Here is a 16,098-nt window from a genome sequence, read left to right as displayed (position 1 = left end):
GTCGTCGGCGCCACCGTCGTGGACTCCTCGCCCTGCTCCTGTGGGCCGTGGGGCTCCCGGACCGTGCGGTGCCGTTCCTGTCCGCGCTCGGGCTCGCCGCGATGGTCCTGGTCGGTGTGCGCCTGTTCCGTGGCGACGCCGAGCCGGTGGGTGCGCCGCGGGCGTGGTGGCGGATGACGGCGCGGCCGCTCGCCGGGTTCCTGCTGGCGGCGTACTTCGTCGCGGACGGTCTGTTCGCGCGGGCGAGCACGAGCGGTGTGTTCGACGTCCTCGGCAGCGCCGTCGTGCTGCTCGTCGCTGCGGCGTACGTCGGGTCATCGGTGACGATGCTCGTGTTGCGGTCGCGGGGGCGGCCGCCGGTCGGGGCCTTCGGGGGCTTCGGGGCATCGGCGAGTTCCGGGGCATCGGGGAGCTCCGGCGGCTGAGTGACGGAGCGGCAGCCTCGGTCATGGCTGTTCGTCGGTGCCGAGGACGTGTCGGAACCCACGCCGTGCATGGTCGGTGACGTCGAACTGAACCTCGCTCAGTTCATCGCGACGTCGTAACACCTTGCTCACACCGCCGGTCAGCTTCCGGACCTGTGCGAGCGGGTCGTCGCCGGGCTGGGCTGTCGGCGACCAGAGTGCGATGAGGAGGAGTGGGACGGCGACCGGGATGAGTACGTTGTGGTTCACGACCTTGCTATGCGCGGAGCACATCGTCAGCCGCGATGTCCGGAGGGATCCGCCGTGCACGGTCGGTGTCCTCGTCGGGCCGCTGCCGTCTTCGGTTCCGGTCGAGCACACGACGGCGGGTAGCATCGACGCGATCCCCCACGACCTCCGGAGCCGCACCGCATGACCGACGAGACCGCCACCACCGACACCGCGACCGCCGACGCCGCCGCACTGGCGGAGCAGGAGACGAGCGAGCAGCGGCAGGTCCGGCTCGACAAGCGGGCGCGACTGCTCGCGGCGGGGATCGAGGCCTACCCCGCCGAACTCCCGATCAACACGACCATCGCGGCCGTCCGCGCGCAGTACGAGCACCTCGAGACGGGTACGGAGACGGACGACGTGGTGGGCGTCGCCGGCCGCATCGTGTTCTCGCGGAACACCGGCAAGCTCTGCTTCGCGACGCTGCAGTCCGGCGACGGCGCTCGGATCCAGGCGATGGTGTCCCTGGCCGAGGTCGGCGACGAGTCACTGGCGCGCTGGAAGGAGTTCGTCGACCTCGGCGACCACGTGTTCGTCCACGGGCGCGTGATCTCCTCGCGCCGCGGGGAGCTGTCGATCATGGTCGACGAGTGGGCCATCGCGGCGAAGGCGATCCTGCCGCTGCCGAACCTGCACAACGAACTCGGCGAGGAGACGCGGGTCCGCCAGCGCTACCTCGACCTCATCGTCCGCGACCAGGCCCGTGCGACCGTCCGGGCCCGCGCCGCCGTGATGGCGTCGCTCCGCCAGACGTTCACGGGGCACGAGTACCTCGAGGTCGAGACGCCGATGCTGCAGACCCAGCACGGCGGTGCCTCGGCCCGGCCCTTCGTCACGCACTCGAACGCGTTCGACACCGAGCTCTACCTGCGCATCGCGCCGGAGCTCTTCCTCAAGCGGGCCGTCGTCGGCGGGATCGACCGTGTCTTCGAGATCAACCGCAACTTCCGCAACGAGGGTGCCGACTCGTCGCACTCGCCCGAGTTCGCGATGGTCGAGGCGTACCAGGCGTACGGCGACTACGAGCAGATGGCCGACCTGACGCAGGAGCTCGTGCAGAACGCGACCCGCGCCGTGACCGGTGGGTCGCTCGAGGTCACGCTGCCCGACGGGTCGACGTACGACCTCGGCGGCGAGTGGGCCCGTCTGGACATGTACGAGTCGCTGTCCGAACGAGCCGGGCGCACCATCACGCCGGAGACCCCGCTCGCCGAGCTGCAGGCGCTGGCCGAGGCCGAGGGCGTCGAGGTCGCGCACGCCACGCACGGCAAGTACGTCGAGGAGCTGTGGGAGCACTTCAACGCCGACCGGCTCTGGGCGCCGACGTTCGTCATGAACTTCCCGGTGGACACGTCGCCGCTGACACGGGAACACCGCACCCGACGTGGCGTGGTCGAGAAGTGGGACCTGTACGTCCGGGGCTTCGAGCTCGGCACGGCCTACTCGGAGCTCGTGGACCCCGTCGTGCAGCGCGAGCGGTTCATCGAGCAGGCGAAGCTCGCAGCCGGCGGGGACCTCGAGGCGATGCGGGTCGACGAGGAGTTCCTCCGGGCGCTCGAGCACGCGATGCCGCCGTCGGGTGGCATGGGCATGGGCGTCGACCGTCTGCTCATGGCGATCACCGGACTCGGGATCCGCGAGACGATCCTGTTCCCGCTCGTCAAGTAGCCGCAGACCGCGGGGTTAGGATGCTCGGGTGCCGCATGGAGTCGTGACCGGGATCATCTTCGCCCTGACGCCGACCGTCGTCGTCGGCCTGGTCTTCTGGTTCGTGATGCGTGCGATCCTCCGGGCCGACCGCACGGAGCGCTCCGCCTACGCCAAGGTCGAGGCCGAGGAGCGCGCCCGGTTCGAGCGCGAGCACGGCGTCCCGGCCCCCGCGCCGACGTCCGCCGAGTAGCCGAGCTCGAGGGTCGCCGTCGCCCGGCGCCGGCGCCGGCGCTGGCGCTCGGTGTGGCGCGGGCCTGGCGTCCACCGTCACCCGGTGTTCACCCCGCGGTGTGACCATGCCCGCCATGCCCGCCATGCCCGCCTTGCCCCCGACGCCTCCTGACGACGACCCGGCGGAGACGGACCCCGAGGACGCCTTCGGACACCCCGCCGTGCCCGATCCCGCTCGCGACGACTCCGCGTGGGACGACGAGGACGACGATGACATCGACGTCTGAGCGGCCCTCGTGCCCGCGGCGGACGCCCTTCACCACATCGACGCCCACCGTCACCGTGCGTTCACGTGGCCGTTGCCCGCCGGTGTGAGCATCGTCCGCATGTCCATCACGCATCTGTTCCGCTCGCGCAGCCTGGTCGGCGACATCGAGAGCGAGTACGACGAGTACGACCGCGACGCCGACCACGAGACGGCGAAGCAGCGGGGGTGGCTCGAACCCTCCTGGTGACGCCGTTCGCGTCGTTTCGGGGTACGGAGATCGGATCTTTCAGATCCTGGTCGACGTACCCCTTTCTGCGTTGTCCGCGAAGCGCAGGGGTACGGGGTACAACCTCGGCAACACGCGGGAAACATCGATGAACCGCCGGAAAACCGGGGCGATCCGCGTCATGCCGCGGTTCTGACGGAGTCAGGACGGCCGCGCGCTGTACCCCTCGGAGTGCATTCCCCATGACGAAGCACGGAGAAGCCTGGGAATCGATCCACCGGGTTTGTGGGGTACACCCCCGGACCGCTTCACTAGTGACCACCCCACCACCGCCATCACCGTCGAATGCAGGGAGAGTCACATGACGATCGCAACGGCAGCACCGAGCACCGCCTCGCGCCGGACGAAGAAGGCAACCGCGAAGACCGAGTCGGTCAAGGTCGAGAGCACCACGCTCGACGCCGCGACGACCGAGGTCGAAGCAGACGAGCAGCTCGCCGGAGTCCGCGGCGCATCGGTCGACCAGGTCGGCGACTATCTCCGCCACATCGGCCGCCTCGCCCTCCTCACCGCCGAGGAAGAGGCAGACATCGCCCGACGCATCGAGGTCGGGCTCTTCGCCGGCGAGAAGCTCGCCACCGAGCAGGGCCTGGCGAAGTCCCTGCAGCGTGAGCTGAAGTGGCTCGTCCGGGATGGCGAGCGCGCCAAGGAGCGCATGATCACCTCGAACCTCCGCCTCGTCGTGAGCATCGCCAAGCGGTACTCGCAGCGTGGGCTCCCCTTCATGGACGTGATCCAGGAGGGCAACCTCGGTCTGGTCCGTGCTGTCGAGAAGTTCGACTTCACGCAGGGCTACAAGTTCTCGACCTACGCCACCTGGTGGATCCGCCAGGCCATCTCGCGTGGTCTCGCCGACAAGGCCCGGACGATCCGCATCCCGGTGCACACCGTCGAGCTCATCAACAAGATCTCGCGCACCGAGCGTGACCTCACCGTCGACCTCGGCCGCGCGCCGATGCCGGAGGAAGTGGCCGCCGAGCTGAGCATGTCGGTCGAGGAACTCGTCGACCTCAAGGGCCGCTCGCACGAGCCGGTCTCGATCCACACCGTCGTCGGCGACTCGGACGACAGCGAACTCGGTGACTTCATCGAGGACGAGGACGCGGCGTCGCCGAACGAGCTCACGGAGACGACCCTGCTGCACCGCGACATCCGCTCGATCGTCGCCGAACTGCCGAGCGACGAGGCGAACGTGATCCGCATGCGCTACGGCCTCGACGACGACAAGCCGATGACCCTCGACGAGATCTCGAAGATCGTGCACACGACGCGCCAGGCGGTCAGCCGGGTCGAGTCGCGCGCCAAGCTGCGCCTGTTCGCCAAGGCCGTGTCGCAGGACATGCAGCTCTACCTGACCGAGTAGGTCGGCAACGCTTCGGCCGTCGCCCGCACGGGTGCCGGCTGGGGGAACCGGGTCGTTCTGTGGGAAGACGATCTGGTGGGGTGATGGGATGGCCCGTCCGAGCGATGCTCGGGCGGGCCGCTCGCATGTCGGGGACCGCGTGGCAGCCCGCGCCGCACCTGGCCGGGGTCACTCCTCCGTGTCGCGTCGGGCCTTCTGGTCCTCGACGTCGCGTCGGAGCTTCTGCCGGAGGTCGCTCGGGATGAGTTCCACGAGCTGGTCCGGTCGGACCGGCAGGTCCAGGAGGCTCAGCTTGAGTCGACCGGTGCGTCCGTGCCGTTCGGCGTCGAGCCGCACGACGCTGCCGGCGTCCTTCCGGAGCCGCAGGTCGATCTGTGCACCCGTGGCGACCTCGCCGACGACGAGCCCGTCGACCTCCATCGCCGCGCTCCTGGTCCCCTCGGCGATCTCGAACCGGTAGCGCTCCCGTGCGGCGAGGACCACGGCGCGGTCGATCCCCGCCATCGGGGCGACCGGGGTCACGACGGAGCCGGAGAGCGCGGGGGAGAGGACCGGGCCGCCTGCCGCGTAGTTGTACGCGGTGGAGCCGGCGGGCGTCGCCGCGACGATGGCGTCTGCCCGGTAGTACCCGTAGCCGAACCCGCCGACGCTGAGGTCCGCGGAGACCTGCCCGGCACCGGGGCGACGGATGACGGTCAGGTCGTTGAACGCCAGGTACTCGGTCTTCGCCCCGCTCCACGACAGGACGGCCTCGAGTGCGTGGTGCGGCTCCAGCTGGTACTCGCCGGCGGAGAGGCGTTCGAGCGCGGCCTCGAGCTCCGGCGGCTCGATCTCGACGAGGAACCCGACGTTGCCGTAGTTGACGCCGAGCACCGGGACCGGGCGCTTGGCGACGAGGCGCATGGCCCCGAGCATCGTCCCGTCGCCGCCGAGCGCGACGACCAGGTCGACCGTGGCGGTGAACTCGTCGTCCTCGACCACGTCGATGGACCCATCGATGCGTGCGGCGTCGATCCGGCGGGCGATGAGCCGCCCGGCGCCGGAGGAGTTCCAGCGCTGCAGGGTCGTCACCGACTCCTGGACGTTCTTGCTCGGGTGGACGACGAGGCCGACGACGGGCTGCTCCATGTCCCGGATGCTACCGGTCCGACCTCCGGGACACGTCGGTCGCGCGCTGTGCCGCCCGCGGACATCGAGGTCACGCCCACGGCGAACAGGGGCAGCCCTCCGGGGGTGCGCTGGTTAGTCTCGATGTACGTCACCGAGCTCCCACGAGCCCGGCAAGGGAGAGCACATGTTCGAGAGATTCACCGACCGAGCCCGTCGTGTTGTCGTCCTCGCTCAAGAAGAAGCGAAGATGCTCAACCACAACTACATCGGCACCGAGCACATCCTCCTCGGCCTCATCCACGAGGGCGAGGGCGTCGCCGCCAAGGCGCTGGAGTCGCTGGGCATCTCGCTCGACGCAGTCCGCGAGCAGGTCCAGGACATCATCGGGCAGGGCCAGCAGCAGCCGACCGGGCACATCCCGTTCACGCCGCGCGCCAAGAAGGTCCTCGAGCTGTCCCTGCGCGAAGCGCTCCAGCTCGGCCACAACTACATCGGGACCGAGCACATCCTCCTCGGTCTCATCCGCGAGGGCGAGGGTGTCGCAGCCCAGGTCCTCGTCAAGCTCGGCGCGGACCTCAACCGCGTCCGTCAGCAGGTCATCCAGCTCCTGTCCGGGTACCAGGGCAAGGAAGCGGTCGCCGTCGGCGGCGAGCAGCAGCAGAACGCCCAGCAGGGTTCGCAGGTCCTCGACCAGTTCGGTCGGAACCTCACCCAGGCCGCGCGCGACGCCAAGCTCGACCCGGTCATCGGGCGCGAGAAGGAGATGGAGCGGGTCATGCAGATCCTCTCCCGCCGCTCCAAGAACAACCCCGTCCTGATCGGTGAGCCCGGCGTCGGCAAGACCGCCGTCGTCGAGGGCCTCGCCCAGGCGATCGTCAAGGGCGACGTGCCCGAGACGCTCAAGGACAAGCAGCTGTACTCGCTCGACCTCGGGTCGCTCATCGCCGGGTCCCGCTACCGCGGTGACTTCGAGGAGCGCCTGAAGAAGGTCACCAAGGAGATCCGCACCCGCGGCGACATCATCGTCTTCATCGACGAGATCCACACCCTCGTGGGTGCCGGTGCCGCCGAGGGCGCGATCGACGCCGCGTCGATCCTCAAGCCCCTCCTCGCCCGCGGTGAGCTCCAGACCATCGGTGCCACCACGCTCGACGAGTACCGCAAGCACTTCGAGAAGGACGCCGCACTCGAGCGCCGCTTCCAGCCGGTGCAGGTCAACGAGCCGTCGCTGCCGCACGCGATCAACATCCTCAAGGGCCTCCGCGACAAGTACGAGGCGTTCCACAAGGTGTCCATCACCGACGGCGCCATCGTCGCCGCGGCGAACCTGGCGGACCGCTACGTGCAGGACCGCTTCCTGCCCGACAAGGCCATCGACCTGATCGACGAGGCCGGCGCTCGCCTGCGCCTGTCGATCCTGTCGGCGCCGCCGGAGCTCCGCGAGTTCGACGAGAAGATCTCGACGGTCCGCGGGTCGAAGGAAGCCGCCATCGAGGAGCAGGACTTCGAGAAGGCCGCGAGCCTGCGTGACGAGGAGAAGAAGCTCCTCGGTGAGCGACTCCGCCTCGAGAAGCAGTGGCGTGCGGGTGACGTCGCCGCGTCCGGCACCGTCGACGAGGGCATCATCGCCGAGGTCCTGGCCCAGGCCACCGGCATCCCGGTGTTCAAGCTCACGGAGGAGGAGACCTCGCGCCTCGTCTTCATGGAGAAGGCCCTCCACGAGCGCGTCATCGGTCAGGAGGAGGCCATCTCGGCCCTGTCCAAGACCATCCGTCGCACCCGTGCCGGCCTGAAGGACCCGAACCGTCCCTCCGGCTCGTTCATCTTCGCCGGCCCCACCGGCGTCGGGAAGACCGAGCTCGCGAAGGCACTGGCCGAGTTCCTCTTCGACGACGAGGGTGCGCTGATCTCCCTCGACATGTCAGAGTTCGGTGAGAAGCACACCGTCTCGCGTCTGTTCGGTGCCCCTCCCGGGTTCGTCGGGTTCGAGGAGGGCGGCCAGCTCACCGAGAAGGTGCGCCGCAAGCCGTTCTCCGTGGTCCTGTTCGACGAGATCGAGAAGGCCCACCCGGACATCTTCAACTCGCTGCTGCAGGTCCTCGAAGAGGGTCGCCTGACCGACGGTCAGGGCCGCGTGGTCGACTTCAAGAACACCGTCATCATCATGACCACGAACCTCGGTTCGCAGGGCATCGCCGGTGGCCCGGTGGGCTTCCAGGTCGAGGGTGACTCCGGTGTCGGCTACGACCGGATGCGCGCCAAGGTGAACGAGGAGCTGAAGAAGCACTTCAAGCCCGAGTTCCTGAACCGCGTCGACGACACGATCGTGTTCCCGCAGCTGTCGCAGTCCGAACTGCTGCAGATCGTGGACCTGTTCGTGAAGCGCCTGTCCGACCGCATGCTCGACCGCGACATGACCGTCGAGCTGACCCTGCCGGCGAAGGAGCAGCTCATCAAGGTCGGGTTCGACCCCGCCCTCGGTGCTCGTCCGCTCCGCCGTGCCATGCAGCACGAGGTCGAGGACCAGCTGTCCGAGCACATCCTGCAGGGCGAGCTCACCGCGGGCGACCACGTGAAGGTGGACTTCCGCGAGGGCAAGTTCGAGTTCGAGACCGGGCGTCAGCCGGGCCGCGAAGAGGTCCTGGCCGGTGCGCCGTCGCTCGAGAAGGCGCCGGAGGCGCCGCAGGGCGAGATCGAGTCCTAGGACGCGACCACAGACAGACGGGAGGCTCGGTGCCAGCTGGCACCGAGCCTCCCGTCTGTTCCGGGGTCACCAGCTCAGAGCTGGTCACCTCGTTCGGCGTCGCTCGCGACGTCGCTGTCGGCGGTGCCGTCGGAGTCACCGGTCAGTCCGTCCGCCAGACCGTTGGTCTGGTCGAAGGGGCGCCCGATCGACTCGTCATTGAGATCAGCGAGGGACCCGTTGTCCTCGCGGTGTTCCGGGTTGGTTTCCTTGTCCATGTGCCGGACGGTACGCCGAAGCCCCCGTGCCGTTCCCAGCACGGGGGCTTCGTCGTGGACCGTCCGGATCAGGCCTGGACGTCGCCGCGCCAGCCGGCGTCGGTGGGTGCCGACTCGACGCGCTCCTTGTAGTTCTGCAGGTCCTTCTTGACGGCGTGACCGCCGACGCCGACCGCGGAGCCGAGCTTCTCGAGGAAGCCGGAGGGCTGCCAGTCGATCTGGGCGGTGACACGCGTCTCGTTGTCGGAGAGCTTGTGGAAGGTGACGACGCCGGCGTGGTCGGTCTCGCCGTCCTTGACCGTCCAGGCGACCCGCTCGTCGGGGTGCTGCTCGGTGATCACGGCGCGGAACTGGCGCTCCTGTCCGGCGACCTTCACGGTCCAGTCGGTGGTGGTGTCGTCGACCTGGACGATCTTCTCCACCTCGTCGAGGAAGTGCGGGAACTCCTCGAACCGGGTCCACTGGCCGTAGGCGGCGCTGACGGGGACGTTGACGTCGATGGTCTCGATGATCTGGGGCATGTACCCGACGGTAGGCCGGTGATGCTGGGCGCGACACAGGGTGGCGTCCCCCTGCCGGGCCGGTGGTGCCGCGCGCGGGCTAGTGTTGGTGCGATGACTGAGCACGGGAAGCACGCGTTCCACGAACGGGACGACCACGGCATCCTGGTGCGACCCGCACTGGCGTCGGACGTCCCGCACATCCAGCGGCTCATCGCCCCGTACGTCGACCGGCGCATCCTGCTCGGCAAGGAGAACGTCGCGCTCTACGGCTCGATCCAGCAGTTCCGGATCGCCGAAGGGCCTGACGGCGTGCCGATCGGATGCGGGGCCCTCGCCGTGTTCTGGGACGACATCGCCGAAGTGCGCACGCTGGCGCTCGACCAGGCCTGGATCCACAAGCGGGTCGGGCACCGGATCCTCGAGGCGCTCGAGCACGACGCCCGCGAGCTCGGGGTCGCGCGCATCTTCTGCCTGACGTTCGAGGTCGACTTCTTCACGAAGCACGGGTACCTCGAGATCGGCGAGAGCGTCGTCTCGCCCGAGGTGTACGCCGAGCTGGTCCGGTCGTCGGACGAGGGGGTCGCGGAGTTCCTCGACCTCGCCCGGGTCAAGCCGAACACCCTCGGCAACACCCGCATGCTGAAGATCCTCTGACGCTTTCGGGTGCTCCTCGGCGGGGTTCCGCCGGGGCCCGCCGGGCGTTGTCTACCCTGTGCGCATGTCCTCGTTCCGTCACCCCGTCGGCCCGCAGAAGCCGGGCGTCTACTGGCGGCGCCGTGCGACCGTGGCCGGCGTGATCGTGGTCGTCGTCCTCGTCATCGTGCTCATCGTCGTGGGGCGCGGGAGCGGAGCGCCGTCGGCGGCGACCACGCCGTCAGCGTCGCCGTCTGCGTCCTCGTCTGCTGGTGCTGGTGCTGGTGCTGGCTCTGGGTCCGCTGCTGCTGACGACCCCTCGGCGGCACCGTCGGCGTCGGCGTCGGCTTCCGCTGCCGGGGACGACTCGACGTGCTCGAAGGACCAGATCACGCTGAAGCCCGTGCTCGACAAGAGCTCCTACGGACCCACCGAGGACCCGAAGATCGCGATGTCGATCGAGAACACCGGCAAGAACTCCTGCCACATGGACCTCGGGTCGTCGCAGCAGGTGTTGACGATCAGCTCCGGTGCGGAGCAGTACTGGTCCTCGAAGGACTGCCAGACCGGCGGGACGAACCAGGACGTCACGATCAAGGCGGGGCAGACGCTCACCACCCCGGCGATCGCCTGGGACCGGACGCGCTCGTCGACGACGACGTGCGACTCCTCGCGGCCGTCGGTGACCGGTGGGGGCGCGAGCTACCACCTGCAGGTCGCAGTGGGGAACATCACGTCGGCGGACACGGCGCAGTTCATCCTGAACTGACGCAGAGCCGGACCTGGGGTCCGGTCAGACCCCGCTCCAGCGGACCCATGCCTGCACCTGTGCGACGGCACCCTCCAGCGAGGAGTGGCCGCCCTCGATGGTGTGGTCAGGGGAGGACACGACGAACTGGCCGGAGCAGGTCACCTCGCACACACGCTCGGACCCCATCCAGACGTTCCAGTGTCGATCGGAGTCCTGGTCCCACCGCAGGCGGTTCGGCATCAGATCGTCCTGAGCGGTGCGATGGTCATGGCGGTGACGGTAGACCTGTTGCCTGGACGTCGTCCGGCTTGGGGCCGGGCCCGCGTGCCGTGGCAGCGGGTTCAGCCGAACTTCGGCGTCGTCGCCGCGCAGCGCACCGTCTGTCCGAGGCCGCCGTGCTCCTCGATGAGGACCTTCTTGCCGTCGAGCAGGACGCGGCACGACGCTGTCACGTCCGCGGGAGGCGTGGCGCGGACGGAGGCGTCGTCCTCGGCGAGCACGATCGACTCGTGGGTCCACGTCGTGTTCGCGCCCGAGGTCGCCTTCGTCGACGTCGACGCGACGGTGTGCGTTTCGGGGGCGGCCCCGCGGGTCTCGGCGCCGACGTAGCGGACGTCGTGGAGCGGTGTCGCGTCCGGCGAGTCGACGGTGACCTCGTAGGTGACGGACCAAGCGTCCCCGACCTGCTGGTGGATCTGTGCGCACCCGGTCAGGCCGATGGCTGCGACGGCGAGGGTGATTGCTGTTGCTGTGCGCTTCTTGGTCATGAAAACACGATCGCGGCCGGCCGATCGAACTTCGTCATGACGAAGGCTCGATCGAGTCCGACCGCGGTCGTGTTCGGGGTCAGCCGACCGGATGACGGTCAGCGTTCCCCAGGGGTTCAGCCGATGACGGAGATGTTCTCCGCCTGCGGGCCCTTGCGGCCCTCAGTGATCTCGAACTCCACCTTCTGGTTCTCCTCGAGGCCGCGGTAACCGCTGCCCGAGATCGCCGAGAAGTGGGCGAAGACGTCGGCGCTGCCGTCGTCCGGGGCGATGAACCCGAAGCCCTTTTCGTTGTTGAACCACTTGACGGTTCCAGTTGCCATGATGGCGTTTCCTTAACTGTTCTTGCTTTCCATCGCGGTATGACACGCAGACGGAGCCTCGACGTATGTCGACGAGGGTGATGCGCCACGCGGGCAGGTGCCGGCGGGACGGGTTCGGGGTCAGGCCTGAGCCAGTGACCCTGTGCAGTCCGGTCGGGGGAGTGTGACCACCCCGCCCGGACGTTGGGCGCCGCAGAAGCGGTGTCACCAACCTACAGGGTCGAGGCCTCCACGCCTAGACAGTTCGTCCGCTCGGAGGGAAATCTGGTGAACTTGATGGTGATGGCAGACAAGGAACAGCGCTTCCGGAGCGAACAGCTCGAGGAAGCCCTCGCGAAGCAGGACGTGGCAGCGGTGGCGTTCGCGCTCCGGAACGACATCGTGATCGTGCCGCGGCTCGTCACCGGCAAGAAGGACATGCAGGTCCGGGTGTTCGGACGGGAGGGGTCCGACAAGCGCATCTTGCTGCTGTTCTCGTCGGCGGACGCCTACACGGCGATGGTGCCGGACGAGAAGATCCGCCAGGTCATGGTCTACGACGCCGCTCGGCTCGAGGAGTTCCTGGCGGCGCACCTCGAGTCGCTCGAGGGTGTGTTCTTCGACATCGCGGGGCCGCACACGATGCAGGCCGAACCCGCCGACCTGCTGGCGGCCCTGCGCGCGTGATCCGGACAGGGGGCTGACGCCGGCTGCTCGCTGCCGTGGTGGTGCTGGTTCGGCTTCGGCGATCGTTCTGGCTTCTGCGGTGGCGCTGGTGCCCGTGTCCGGGGTGGGGGTCAGAAGGCGGCGTCGAGTTCGCGTTCCCGGACGGACTTCGTGAGGTCGAAGGCGACGCGCAGCGCTTCGCGCAGGTGCTCGGCGTCCGCGCCGAGGACGGTCGTGAACCCGAGCCGACGAGCTTCGCTCGCGCGCTGCTTGGCACCGGTCGCCTGCCGGATCTCGCCCGCGAGGCTGATCTCGCCGATCGCCGCGAGCGTGTGCGGGTACGGGCGGTCCCGCGCGGCGCTCGCCAGGGCGAGGACGATCGCGAGGTCGGCCCCCGGCTCCGTGAGCTTCATCCCGCCGACCGTCGAGACGTACACGTCGGCGTCCGAGAGCTTGATGCCCGCTCGTCGTTCGAGGACGGCGAGCAACATGGCGACACGCGACGAGTCGACGCCGTTCACGACGCGGCGGGGCTGCGGCGCGGAGCTCGGGACGACGAGGGCCTGGATCTCGACGGGGAGCGCCCGACGACCCTCCATCGCGACGGTGATGCACGTGCCGGAGACCGGGGCGCCGTTGCGGGACATGAACAGGCCGCTCGGGTCGGGGACCTCGTGGATGCCGTCGCCCGCCATGTCGAAGCAGCCGACCTCGTCCGTGGGGCCGAAGCGGTTCTTCAGCGCTCGGACGAACCGGAGGGCCGTCTGCCGGTCACCCTCGAAGTGGCACACCACGTCGACCAGGTGCTCGAGGAGCCGTGGGCCGGCGATCGAGCCGTCCTTCGTCACGTGGCCGACGATGAGGACCGGGAGATTGCGCTGCTTGGCTTCGCGGATCAGGGTCGACGCGACCTCACGCACCTGCGAGGTACCGCCCGCGATGCCGTCGATCGTCGCCGAGGAGATCGTCTGCACGGAGTCGGCGATGAGCAGGTCGGGCTGGACCTGGTCGATCTGCCCGAGGATGACGCCGAGGTCGACCTCGCTCGCCAGGTAGAGGTCGTCGTGCATGGCGCCGGTGCGCTCGGCACGGAGGCGGACCTGGTCGACTGACTCCTCGGCGCTGACGTAGAGGACGCGTTTGCCCGACGCTGCGGCACGTGATGCCACCTCGAGCAGCAGCGTCGACTTCCCCACGCCGGGCTCTCCGCTCAGCAGGACGGCTGCGCCGGGGACGATGCCGCCGCCGAGCACGCGGTCGAACTCGCCGATCCCGGAGCGCCAGCGCGGGACTGCGCCGACCCGGGCCTGGGTGATGGGCTGCGCGACGCGAGTCCCCGTGACGGCGACCGCGCTCGTGCCACGGACGCTCGCCGTGGCCGCGGTGGTGTCCTCGACCGTGCCCCAGGACTGGCATTCGCCGCAACGGCCGACCCACTTGATGGTGGTCCAGCCGCACTCGGAGCAGCGGTAGGAGGACTGGGGGCGGGCCATGGGACGAGGTTAGGCGTCGCCGCCGACATCACCCGCGCGGCCGGACGGTGCGTCCGGGGTGGTGTGGGTGCTGTCGGCACTGGTGCTGGAGCTGGTGCCGTCGGCGGGGCTGGTGCTGTCGTCGGTGCTGGTGCTGGTGCTGGTGCTGGTGCTGGTGCTGTCGTCGGGTCCGGTGCTGTCGCCGGCTGCTGTCTGTCCGGTCGGTCGAGCGTCGTCGTCGTGCTGCGGCACCGGGACCGGTACCGACCCCGTCATCCGCTGGCGGAGTCGCTCCACCCGGCTCGGGCGGTCCGCTTGGTCCAGCGCTTCCGCGCCAACCGTGTCCTGCTCAGCGCGGCGGTTGGCGACGGCTCCCGCCTCTCGCCCGAGGTCTTCGGCCTCGCGCGCGGACAGGTAGTGCCGGATCGCCGCGACGGTGTCGACCCGCGCGTCGATCGCCGGCTCGAACGCGCTCGCCCAGATCTCGTACCCGCGGTCGTTCGGGTGGAACAGGTCGCCGTAGGTGTTGAAGAAGGTCCGGCGGAGGCCGACCCGCTTCGTGATCGCGTGCAACGGAGCCACGGTCAGCCCGAGCTCGTCGGCGACACGGTGCACGATCTCGTTCGCGACCGCCACCTTGCGCTCCCGATCCGGCACGAACATGCACGGCAGTTCGGCCACGATCGCGTGCGACGGCACGGCGGCGTAGATCGCACGGAGGTTCCGTTCGAACTTGTCGGGATGGAAGTCGGCGATGTCGTTCGCGCCGATCGACACCGTGCAGACGTCGGGCGTGAACTTCCCGAGCTTCGGGAGCTGCTCCTGCTTCGCGCCCCAGGTCGTCGCGCCGGAGACGCTGAGGTTCACCACGCGCACCGTCATCCGCGAGCGGTGCTTGATCCGTCGAGCCAGCAGGCCGACGTAGCCGCGGGACGGCACCGTGGCGCCGACGCCCTGTGCGGCGGAGTCGCCGATCGCCAGGTAGGTGATCTGTCCCTCGTGGTGGAGTCGTTCGCGCCACCACTCCGCGTGGGTCGGCAGCATCTCGACGACGCGTTGTGAGGCGGCGCGCTGCCCCTTCACTCCCGCCCGTGCACCGAGCGCGGCTCCACCGGTCACAGCGAGGCCGCCGGCGATCGAGGAGACGAGAGCGATGAGGGTGCGGGTCTTCATGTCGAGGACGGTACGCCCGCTGGCCAGGACGGATCAGAGGGGAGTCTGAGGGTGTGGAGGGGACCTGGAAGTGACCGCCTGTGGAGGGTGAGCCGACCTGCGGTGTCGCGAGCAGCCTCCCGGATCGTGTAAACTCTTCCCCGGTACCGTGTCCGAGCGGCCGAAGGATCATGTCTCGAAAACATGTGTGGGGGCAACTCCACCGTGGGTTCAAATCCCACCGGTACCGCCACAGAAAACCCCCGTTCACGCGGGGGTTTTCTTGTTCCTGGGAGGGCCCGCGCTGCGTCTCTGAGGCTCGTGCTGCGGAGGGCTTCGACGCGGCCACTGCGGCGGCGCCGGCGACGGGCCCGGGGTCACCATTGAGCCGGAGCCCGAATCAATCATCTCAAGGGCATCCGCCGCACCCGGTCCGTTCCGGCCCGACGGGCGAAGCCGATGACGCTCAAAGCGCTGCAGGCGACCCTCCTGAAGATCGACATCGCCGACCTGCAGACCGTTGGCCGTCCTGGAGGCATGGGTGGTGTTGGTCGAGATCCTCCGGTGAGCGGCTGGCGTGGTCAGGAGGTGGAGCCTTCGATCCCATCGATGAGCACCCGGATCGCAAATCCGCGCCGAGCCTGCTCGTCGGGGGCCGTCAGGAGTGCGGCGTGCTGGCGGATGCGGGGGAATCGCCCCGGGTCGGCGTTCGCGTAGGTAGTGTGCACCTGCTCCCGCTCCCCGTCACCCCCGCGGCTGCTCGAGCGGACGGTTCGCTCGATCGCGGATGAGGCGGCAAACTGTGCGATGAGATCCACCGCCAACGCGGCACGATCGGCCGAGACATCTCCCGCGTCCATGAGGGCGAGTTCGTGCTCGGCGAGCCGGAGCGCGCCGGGCAGGACAGGGATTGTCCCGAGCGCAATGGAACCCAGACCCGGGTACTGCTCCAAGGTCTCGACCGTGTTGACGATCGTTGCAGCGAGAGCCCCACGCCAGCCATCCGCATGGTCATGAGCGTCAACGAGCTGCACCTGCCCGTATGCGGCATCCAGCACGTGCTCAAGGAGCACATCGCGGCCAGCGAAGTACGCGTAAAGCGACGCCGGACCGGTTTCCACCTGCTCGGCTACCTGCCGAAGCGCCACCGCATCCACTCCGTGCTGCCGGATGAGGCCCAGCGCGGCTTCCAGGATCGATTCCGCCGTCAGCGGGGCCTTCGCCGCGCGGCCACGTCGCACCGCGACAGCTGCTCTCCGTTCAGACATGGCGCAAGTCTACCATTTGA

The 16,098-nt window shown here is 69.1% G+C and carries 20 protein-coding genes and 1 tRNA gene; 11 read left to right on the top strand and 10 right to left on the bottom strand.

All coding sequences use genetic code 11. The features are described 5' to 3' along the window. Positions 1 to 47 precede the first annotated feature (47 nt). Positions 48 to 425, top strand: a complete 378-nt coding sequence (locus tag FS641_RS14415; RefSeq protein ID WP_144764998.1) for a hypothetical protein — start codon at positions 48 to 50, stop codon at positions 423 to 425. Positions 426 to 446: 21 nt separating this feature from the next. On the opposite strand, the gene FS641_RS14410 is transcribed toward FS641_RS14415, so the two are convergent. After that, a complete protein-coding gene (locus FS641_RS14410) occupies positions 447 to 674 on the bottom strand; it encodes a hypothetical protein (protein ID WP_144764996.1) in 228 nt (75 codons plus the stop codon). Between the two features lie 162 nt (positions 675 to 836). On the opposite strand from FS641_RS14410, the gene lysS reads away from it, so the two are divergent. The 5 genes from lysS (at position 837) to FS641_RS14395 (ending at position 4,493) form a co-directional block, all read left to right on the top strand. Next, the gene (gene lysS, locus FS641_RS14405) at positions 837 to 2,363 is read left to right on the top strand and encodes a lysine--tRNA ligase (RefSeq protein WP_144764995.1); all 1,527 of its coding nucleotides are present in this window, start codon (positions 837 to 839) and stop codon (positions 2,361 to 2,363) included. 28 nt (positions 2,364 to 2,391) lie between these two features. After that, positions 2,392 to 2,595: a hypothetical protein gene (locus FS641_RS14400; RefSeq protein WP_144764993.1), complete on the top strand. Its 204-nt coding sequence runs from the start codon at positions 2,392 to 2,394 to the stop codon at positions 2,593 to 2,595. Between the two features lie 115 nt (positions 2,596 to 2,710). Then, a complete protein-coding gene (locus FS641_RS18175; protein ID WP_186317779.1) occupies positions 2,711 to 2,863 on the top strand; it encodes a hypothetical protein in 153 nt (50 codons plus the stop codon). A 99-nt stretch (positions 2,864 to 2,962) separates the two neighbouring features. Beyond that, positions 2,963 to 3,091, top strand: coding sequence for a hypothetical protein (locus FS641_RS18480; RefSeq protein WP_260855846.1), 129 nt, complete (start codon positions 2,963 to 2,965; stop codon positions 3,089 to 3,091). Positions 3,092 to 3,431: 340 nt separating this feature from the next. Further along, on the top strand, positions 3,432 to 4,493 hold the full coding sequence (locus tag FS641_RS14395; RefSeq protein WP_144764991.1) for a sigma-70 family RNA polymerase sigma factor: 1,062 nt from the start codon (positions 3,432 to 3,434) through the stop codon (positions 4,491 to 4,493). 168 nt (positions 4,494 to 4,661) lie between these two features. Here FS641_RS14395 and FS641_RS14390 read toward each other — a convergent pair whose 3' ends face one another. Beyond that, positions 4,662 to 5,621, bottom strand: coding sequence for an NAD(+)/NADH kinase (locus FS641_RS14390; protein WP_144764989.1), 960 nt, complete (start codon positions 5,619 to 5,621; stop codon positions 4,662 to 4,664). A gap of 166 nt (positions 5,622 to 5,787) precedes the next feature. Between FS641_RS14390 and FS641_RS14385 the strand changes: the two genes are divergently transcribed. Beyond that, the gene (locus FS641_RS14385) at positions 5,788 to 8,307 is read left to right on the top strand and encodes an ATP-dependent Clp protease ATP-binding subunit (RefSeq protein WP_144764987.1); all 2,520 of its coding nucleotides are present in this window, start codon (positions 5,788 to 5,790) and stop codon (positions 8,305 to 8,307) included. 74 nt (positions 8,308 to 8,381) lie between these two features. On the opposite strand, the gene FS641_RS18475 is transcribed toward FS641_RS14385, so the two are convergent. Together FS641_RS18475 and FS641_RS14375 are read right to left on the bottom strand one after the other, a co-directional pair. Then, positions 8,382 to 8,564: a hypothetical protein gene (locus FS641_RS18475; protein WP_260855845.1), complete on the bottom strand. Its 183-nt coding sequence runs from the start codon at positions 8,562 to 8,564 to the stop codon at positions 8,382 to 8,384. 68 nt (positions 8,565 to 8,632) lie between these two features. Continuing rightward, on the bottom strand, positions 8,633 to 9,085 hold the full coding sequence (locus FS641_RS14375) for an SRPBCC family protein (RefSeq protein WP_144764986.1): 453 nt from the start codon (positions 9,083 to 9,085) through the stop codon (positions 8,633 to 8,635). A 93-nt stretch (positions 9,086 to 9,178) separates the two neighbouring features. On the opposite strand from FS641_RS14375, the gene FS641_RS14370 reads away from it, so the two are divergent. Together FS641_RS14370 and FS641_RS14365 are read left to right on the top strand one after the other, a co-directional pair. Continuing rightward, positions 9,179 to 9,721: an amino-acid N-acetyltransferase gene (locus FS641_RS14370; RefSeq protein WP_186317778.1), complete on the top strand. Its 543-nt coding sequence runs from the start codon at positions 9,179 to 9,181 to the stop codon at positions 9,719 to 9,721. A gap of 64 nt (positions 9,722 to 9,785) precedes the next feature. Next, positions 9,786 to 10,469 carry a hypothetical protein gene (locus tag FS641_RS14365; RefSeq protein ID WP_144764984.1) on the top strand — a complete coding sequence of 228 codons (684 nt, stop codon included), beginning with the start codon at positions 9,786 to 9,788 and terminating at the stop codon, positions 10,467 to 10,469. Positions 10,470 to 10,493: 24 nt separating this feature from the next. Here FS641_RS14365 and FS641_RS14360 read toward each other — a convergent pair whose 3' ends face one another. The 3 genes from FS641_RS14360 to FS641_RS14350 form a co-directional block, all read right to left on the bottom strand. After that, positions 10,494 to 10,691, bottom strand: a complete 198-nt coding sequence (locus FS641_RS14360; RefSeq protein WP_144764982.1) for a hypothetical protein — start codon at positions 10,689 to 10,691, stop codon at positions 10,494 to 10,496. 101 nt (positions 10,692 to 10,792) lie between these two features. Continuing rightward, the gene (locus tag FS641_RS14355; protein WP_144764980.1) at positions 10,793 to 11,218 is read right to left on the bottom strand and encodes a hypothetical protein; all 426 of its coding nucleotides are present in this window, start codon (positions 11,216 to 11,218) and stop codon (positions 10,793 to 10,795) included. 116 nt (positions 11,219 to 11,334) lie between these two features. Then, positions 11,335 to 11,541, bottom strand: coding sequence for a cold-shock protein (locus FS641_RS14350; RefSeq protein WP_123655181.1), 207 nt, complete (start codon positions 11,539 to 11,541; stop codon positions 11,335 to 11,337). Between the two features lie 282 nt (positions 11,542 to 11,823). Here FS641_RS14350 and FS641_RS14345 point away from each other — a divergent pair, with 282 nt between their 5' ends. Further along, a complete protein-coding gene (locus tag FS641_RS14345) occupies positions 11,824 to 12,207 on the top strand; it encodes an SseB family protein (protein ID WP_186317777.1) in 384 nt (127 codons plus the stop codon). Positions 12,208 to 12,317: 110 nt separating this feature from the next. Here the strand turns inward: FS641_RS14345 and radA are convergent, their stop codons facing one another. Next, positions 12,318 to 13,679 carry a DNA repair protein RadA gene (radA, locus tag FS641_RS14340; protein WP_144764976.1) on the bottom strand — a complete coding sequence of 454 codons (1,362 nt, stop codon included), beginning with the start codon at positions 13,677 to 13,679 and terminating at the stop codon, positions 12,318 to 12,320. A 9-nt stretch (positions 13,680 to 13,688) separates the two neighbouring features. Continuing rightward, a complete protein-coding gene (locus tag FS641_RS18470) occupies positions 13,689 to 14,831 on the bottom strand; it encodes an SGNH/GDSL hydrolase family protein (protein WP_260855844.1) in 1,143 nt (380 codons plus the stop codon). Between the two features lie 142 nt (positions 14,832 to 14,973). Here FS641_RS18470 and FS641_RS14330 point away from each other — a divergent pair. Beyond that, positions 14,974 to 15,063: transfer RNA gene (locus FS641_RS14330), tRNA-Ser, on the top strand. Between the two features lie 328 nt (positions 15,064 to 15,391). Here the strand turns inward: FS641_RS14330 and FS641_RS14325 are convergent. After that, positions 15,392 to 16,078, bottom strand: a complete 687-nt coding sequence (locus FS641_RS14325) for a TetR/AcrR family transcriptional regulator (RefSeq protein WP_144764974.1) — start codon at positions 16,076 to 16,078, stop codon at positions 15,392 to 15,394. Positions 16,079 to 16,098 lie beyond the last annotated feature (20 nt).

This window comes from Curtobacterium sp. 9128, assembly GCF_007673775.1.
In the GTDB taxonomy this organism is placed as follows: domain Bacteria; phylum Actinomycetota; class Actinomycetes; order Actinomycetales; family Microbacteriaceae; genus Curtobacterium.
This window is presented reverse-complemented; position numbering and strand designations above follow the sequence as displayed.

What these genes read in the sequence shown, in the direction of transcription:
- FS641_RS14355 (WP_144764980.1), bottom strand. Translation starts at nt 11,218, where the DNA reads ATGACCAAGAAGCGCACAGCAACAGCAATCACCCTCGCCGTCGCAGCC.
- FS641_RS14390 (WP_144764989.1), bottom strand. Translation starts at nt 5,621, where the DNA reads ATGGAGCAGCCCGTCGTCGGCCTCGTCGTCCACCCGAGCAAGAACGTC.
- radA (WP_144764976.1), bottom strand. Translation starts at nt 13,679, where the DNA reads ATGGCCCGCCCCCAGTCCTCCTACCGCTGCTCCGAGTGCGGCTGGACC.
- FS641_RS14365 (WP_144764984.1), top strand. Translation starts at nt 9,786, where the DNA reads ATGTCCTCGTTCCGTCACCCCGTCGGCCCGCAGAAGCCGGGCGTCTAC.
- FS641_RS14360 (WP_144764982.1), bottom strand. Translation starts at nt 10,691, where the DNA reads ATGCCGAACCGCCTGCGGTGGGACCAGGACTCCGATCGACACTGGAAC.
- FS641_RS14385 (WP_144764987.1), top strand. Translation starts at nt 5,788, where the DNA reads ATGTTCGAGAGATTCACCGACCGAGCCCGTCGTGTTGTCGTCCTCGCT.
- FS641_RS14325 (WP_144764974.1), bottom strand. Translation starts at nt 16,078, where the DNA reads ATGTCTGAACGGAGAGCAGCTGTCGCGGTGCGACGTGGCCGCGCGGCG.
- FS641_RS14370 (WP_186317778.1), top strand. Translation starts at nt 9,179, where the DNA reads ATGACTGAGCACGGGAAGCACGCGTTCCACGAACGGGACGACCACGGC.
- FS641_RS18475 (WP_260855845.1), bottom strand. Translation starts at nt 8,564, where the DNA reads ATGGACAAGGAAACCAACCCGGAACACCGCGAGGACAACGGGTCCCTC.
- FS641_RS18480 (WP_260855846.1), top strand. Translation starts at nt 2,963, where the DNA reads ATGTCCATCACGCATCTGTTCCGCTCGCGCAGCCTGGTCGGCGACATC.
- FS641_RS14375 (WP_144764986.1), bottom strand. Translation starts at nt 9,085, where the DNA reads ATGCCCCAGATCATCGAGACCATCGACGTCAACGTCCCCGTCAGCGCC.
- lysS (WP_144764995.1), top strand. Translation starts at nt 837, where the DNA reads ATGACCGACGAGACCGCCACCACCGACACCGCGACCGCCGACGCCGCC.
- FS641_RS14345 (WP_186317777.1), top strand. Translation starts at nt 11,824, where the DNA reads ATGGCAGACAAGGAACAGCGCTTCCGGAGCGAACAGCTCGAGGAAGCC.
- FS641_RS18470 (WP_260855844.1), bottom strand. Translation starts at nt 14,831, where the DNA reads ATGAAGACCCGCACCCTCATCGCTCTCGTCTCCTCGATCGCCGGCGGC.
- FS641_RS14395 (WP_144764991.1), top strand. Translation starts at nt 3,432, where the DNA reads ATGACGATCGCAACGGCAGCACCGAGCACCGCCTCGCGCCGGACGAAG.
- FS641_RS14350 (WP_123655181.1), bottom strand. Translation starts at nt 11,541, where the DNA reads ATGGCAACTGGAACCGTCAAGTGGTTCAACAACGAAAAGGGCTTCGGG.
- FS641_RS18175 (WP_186317779.1), top strand. Translation starts at nt 2,711, where the DNA reads ATGCCCGCCATGCCCGCCTTGCCCCCGACGCCTCCTGACGACGACCCG.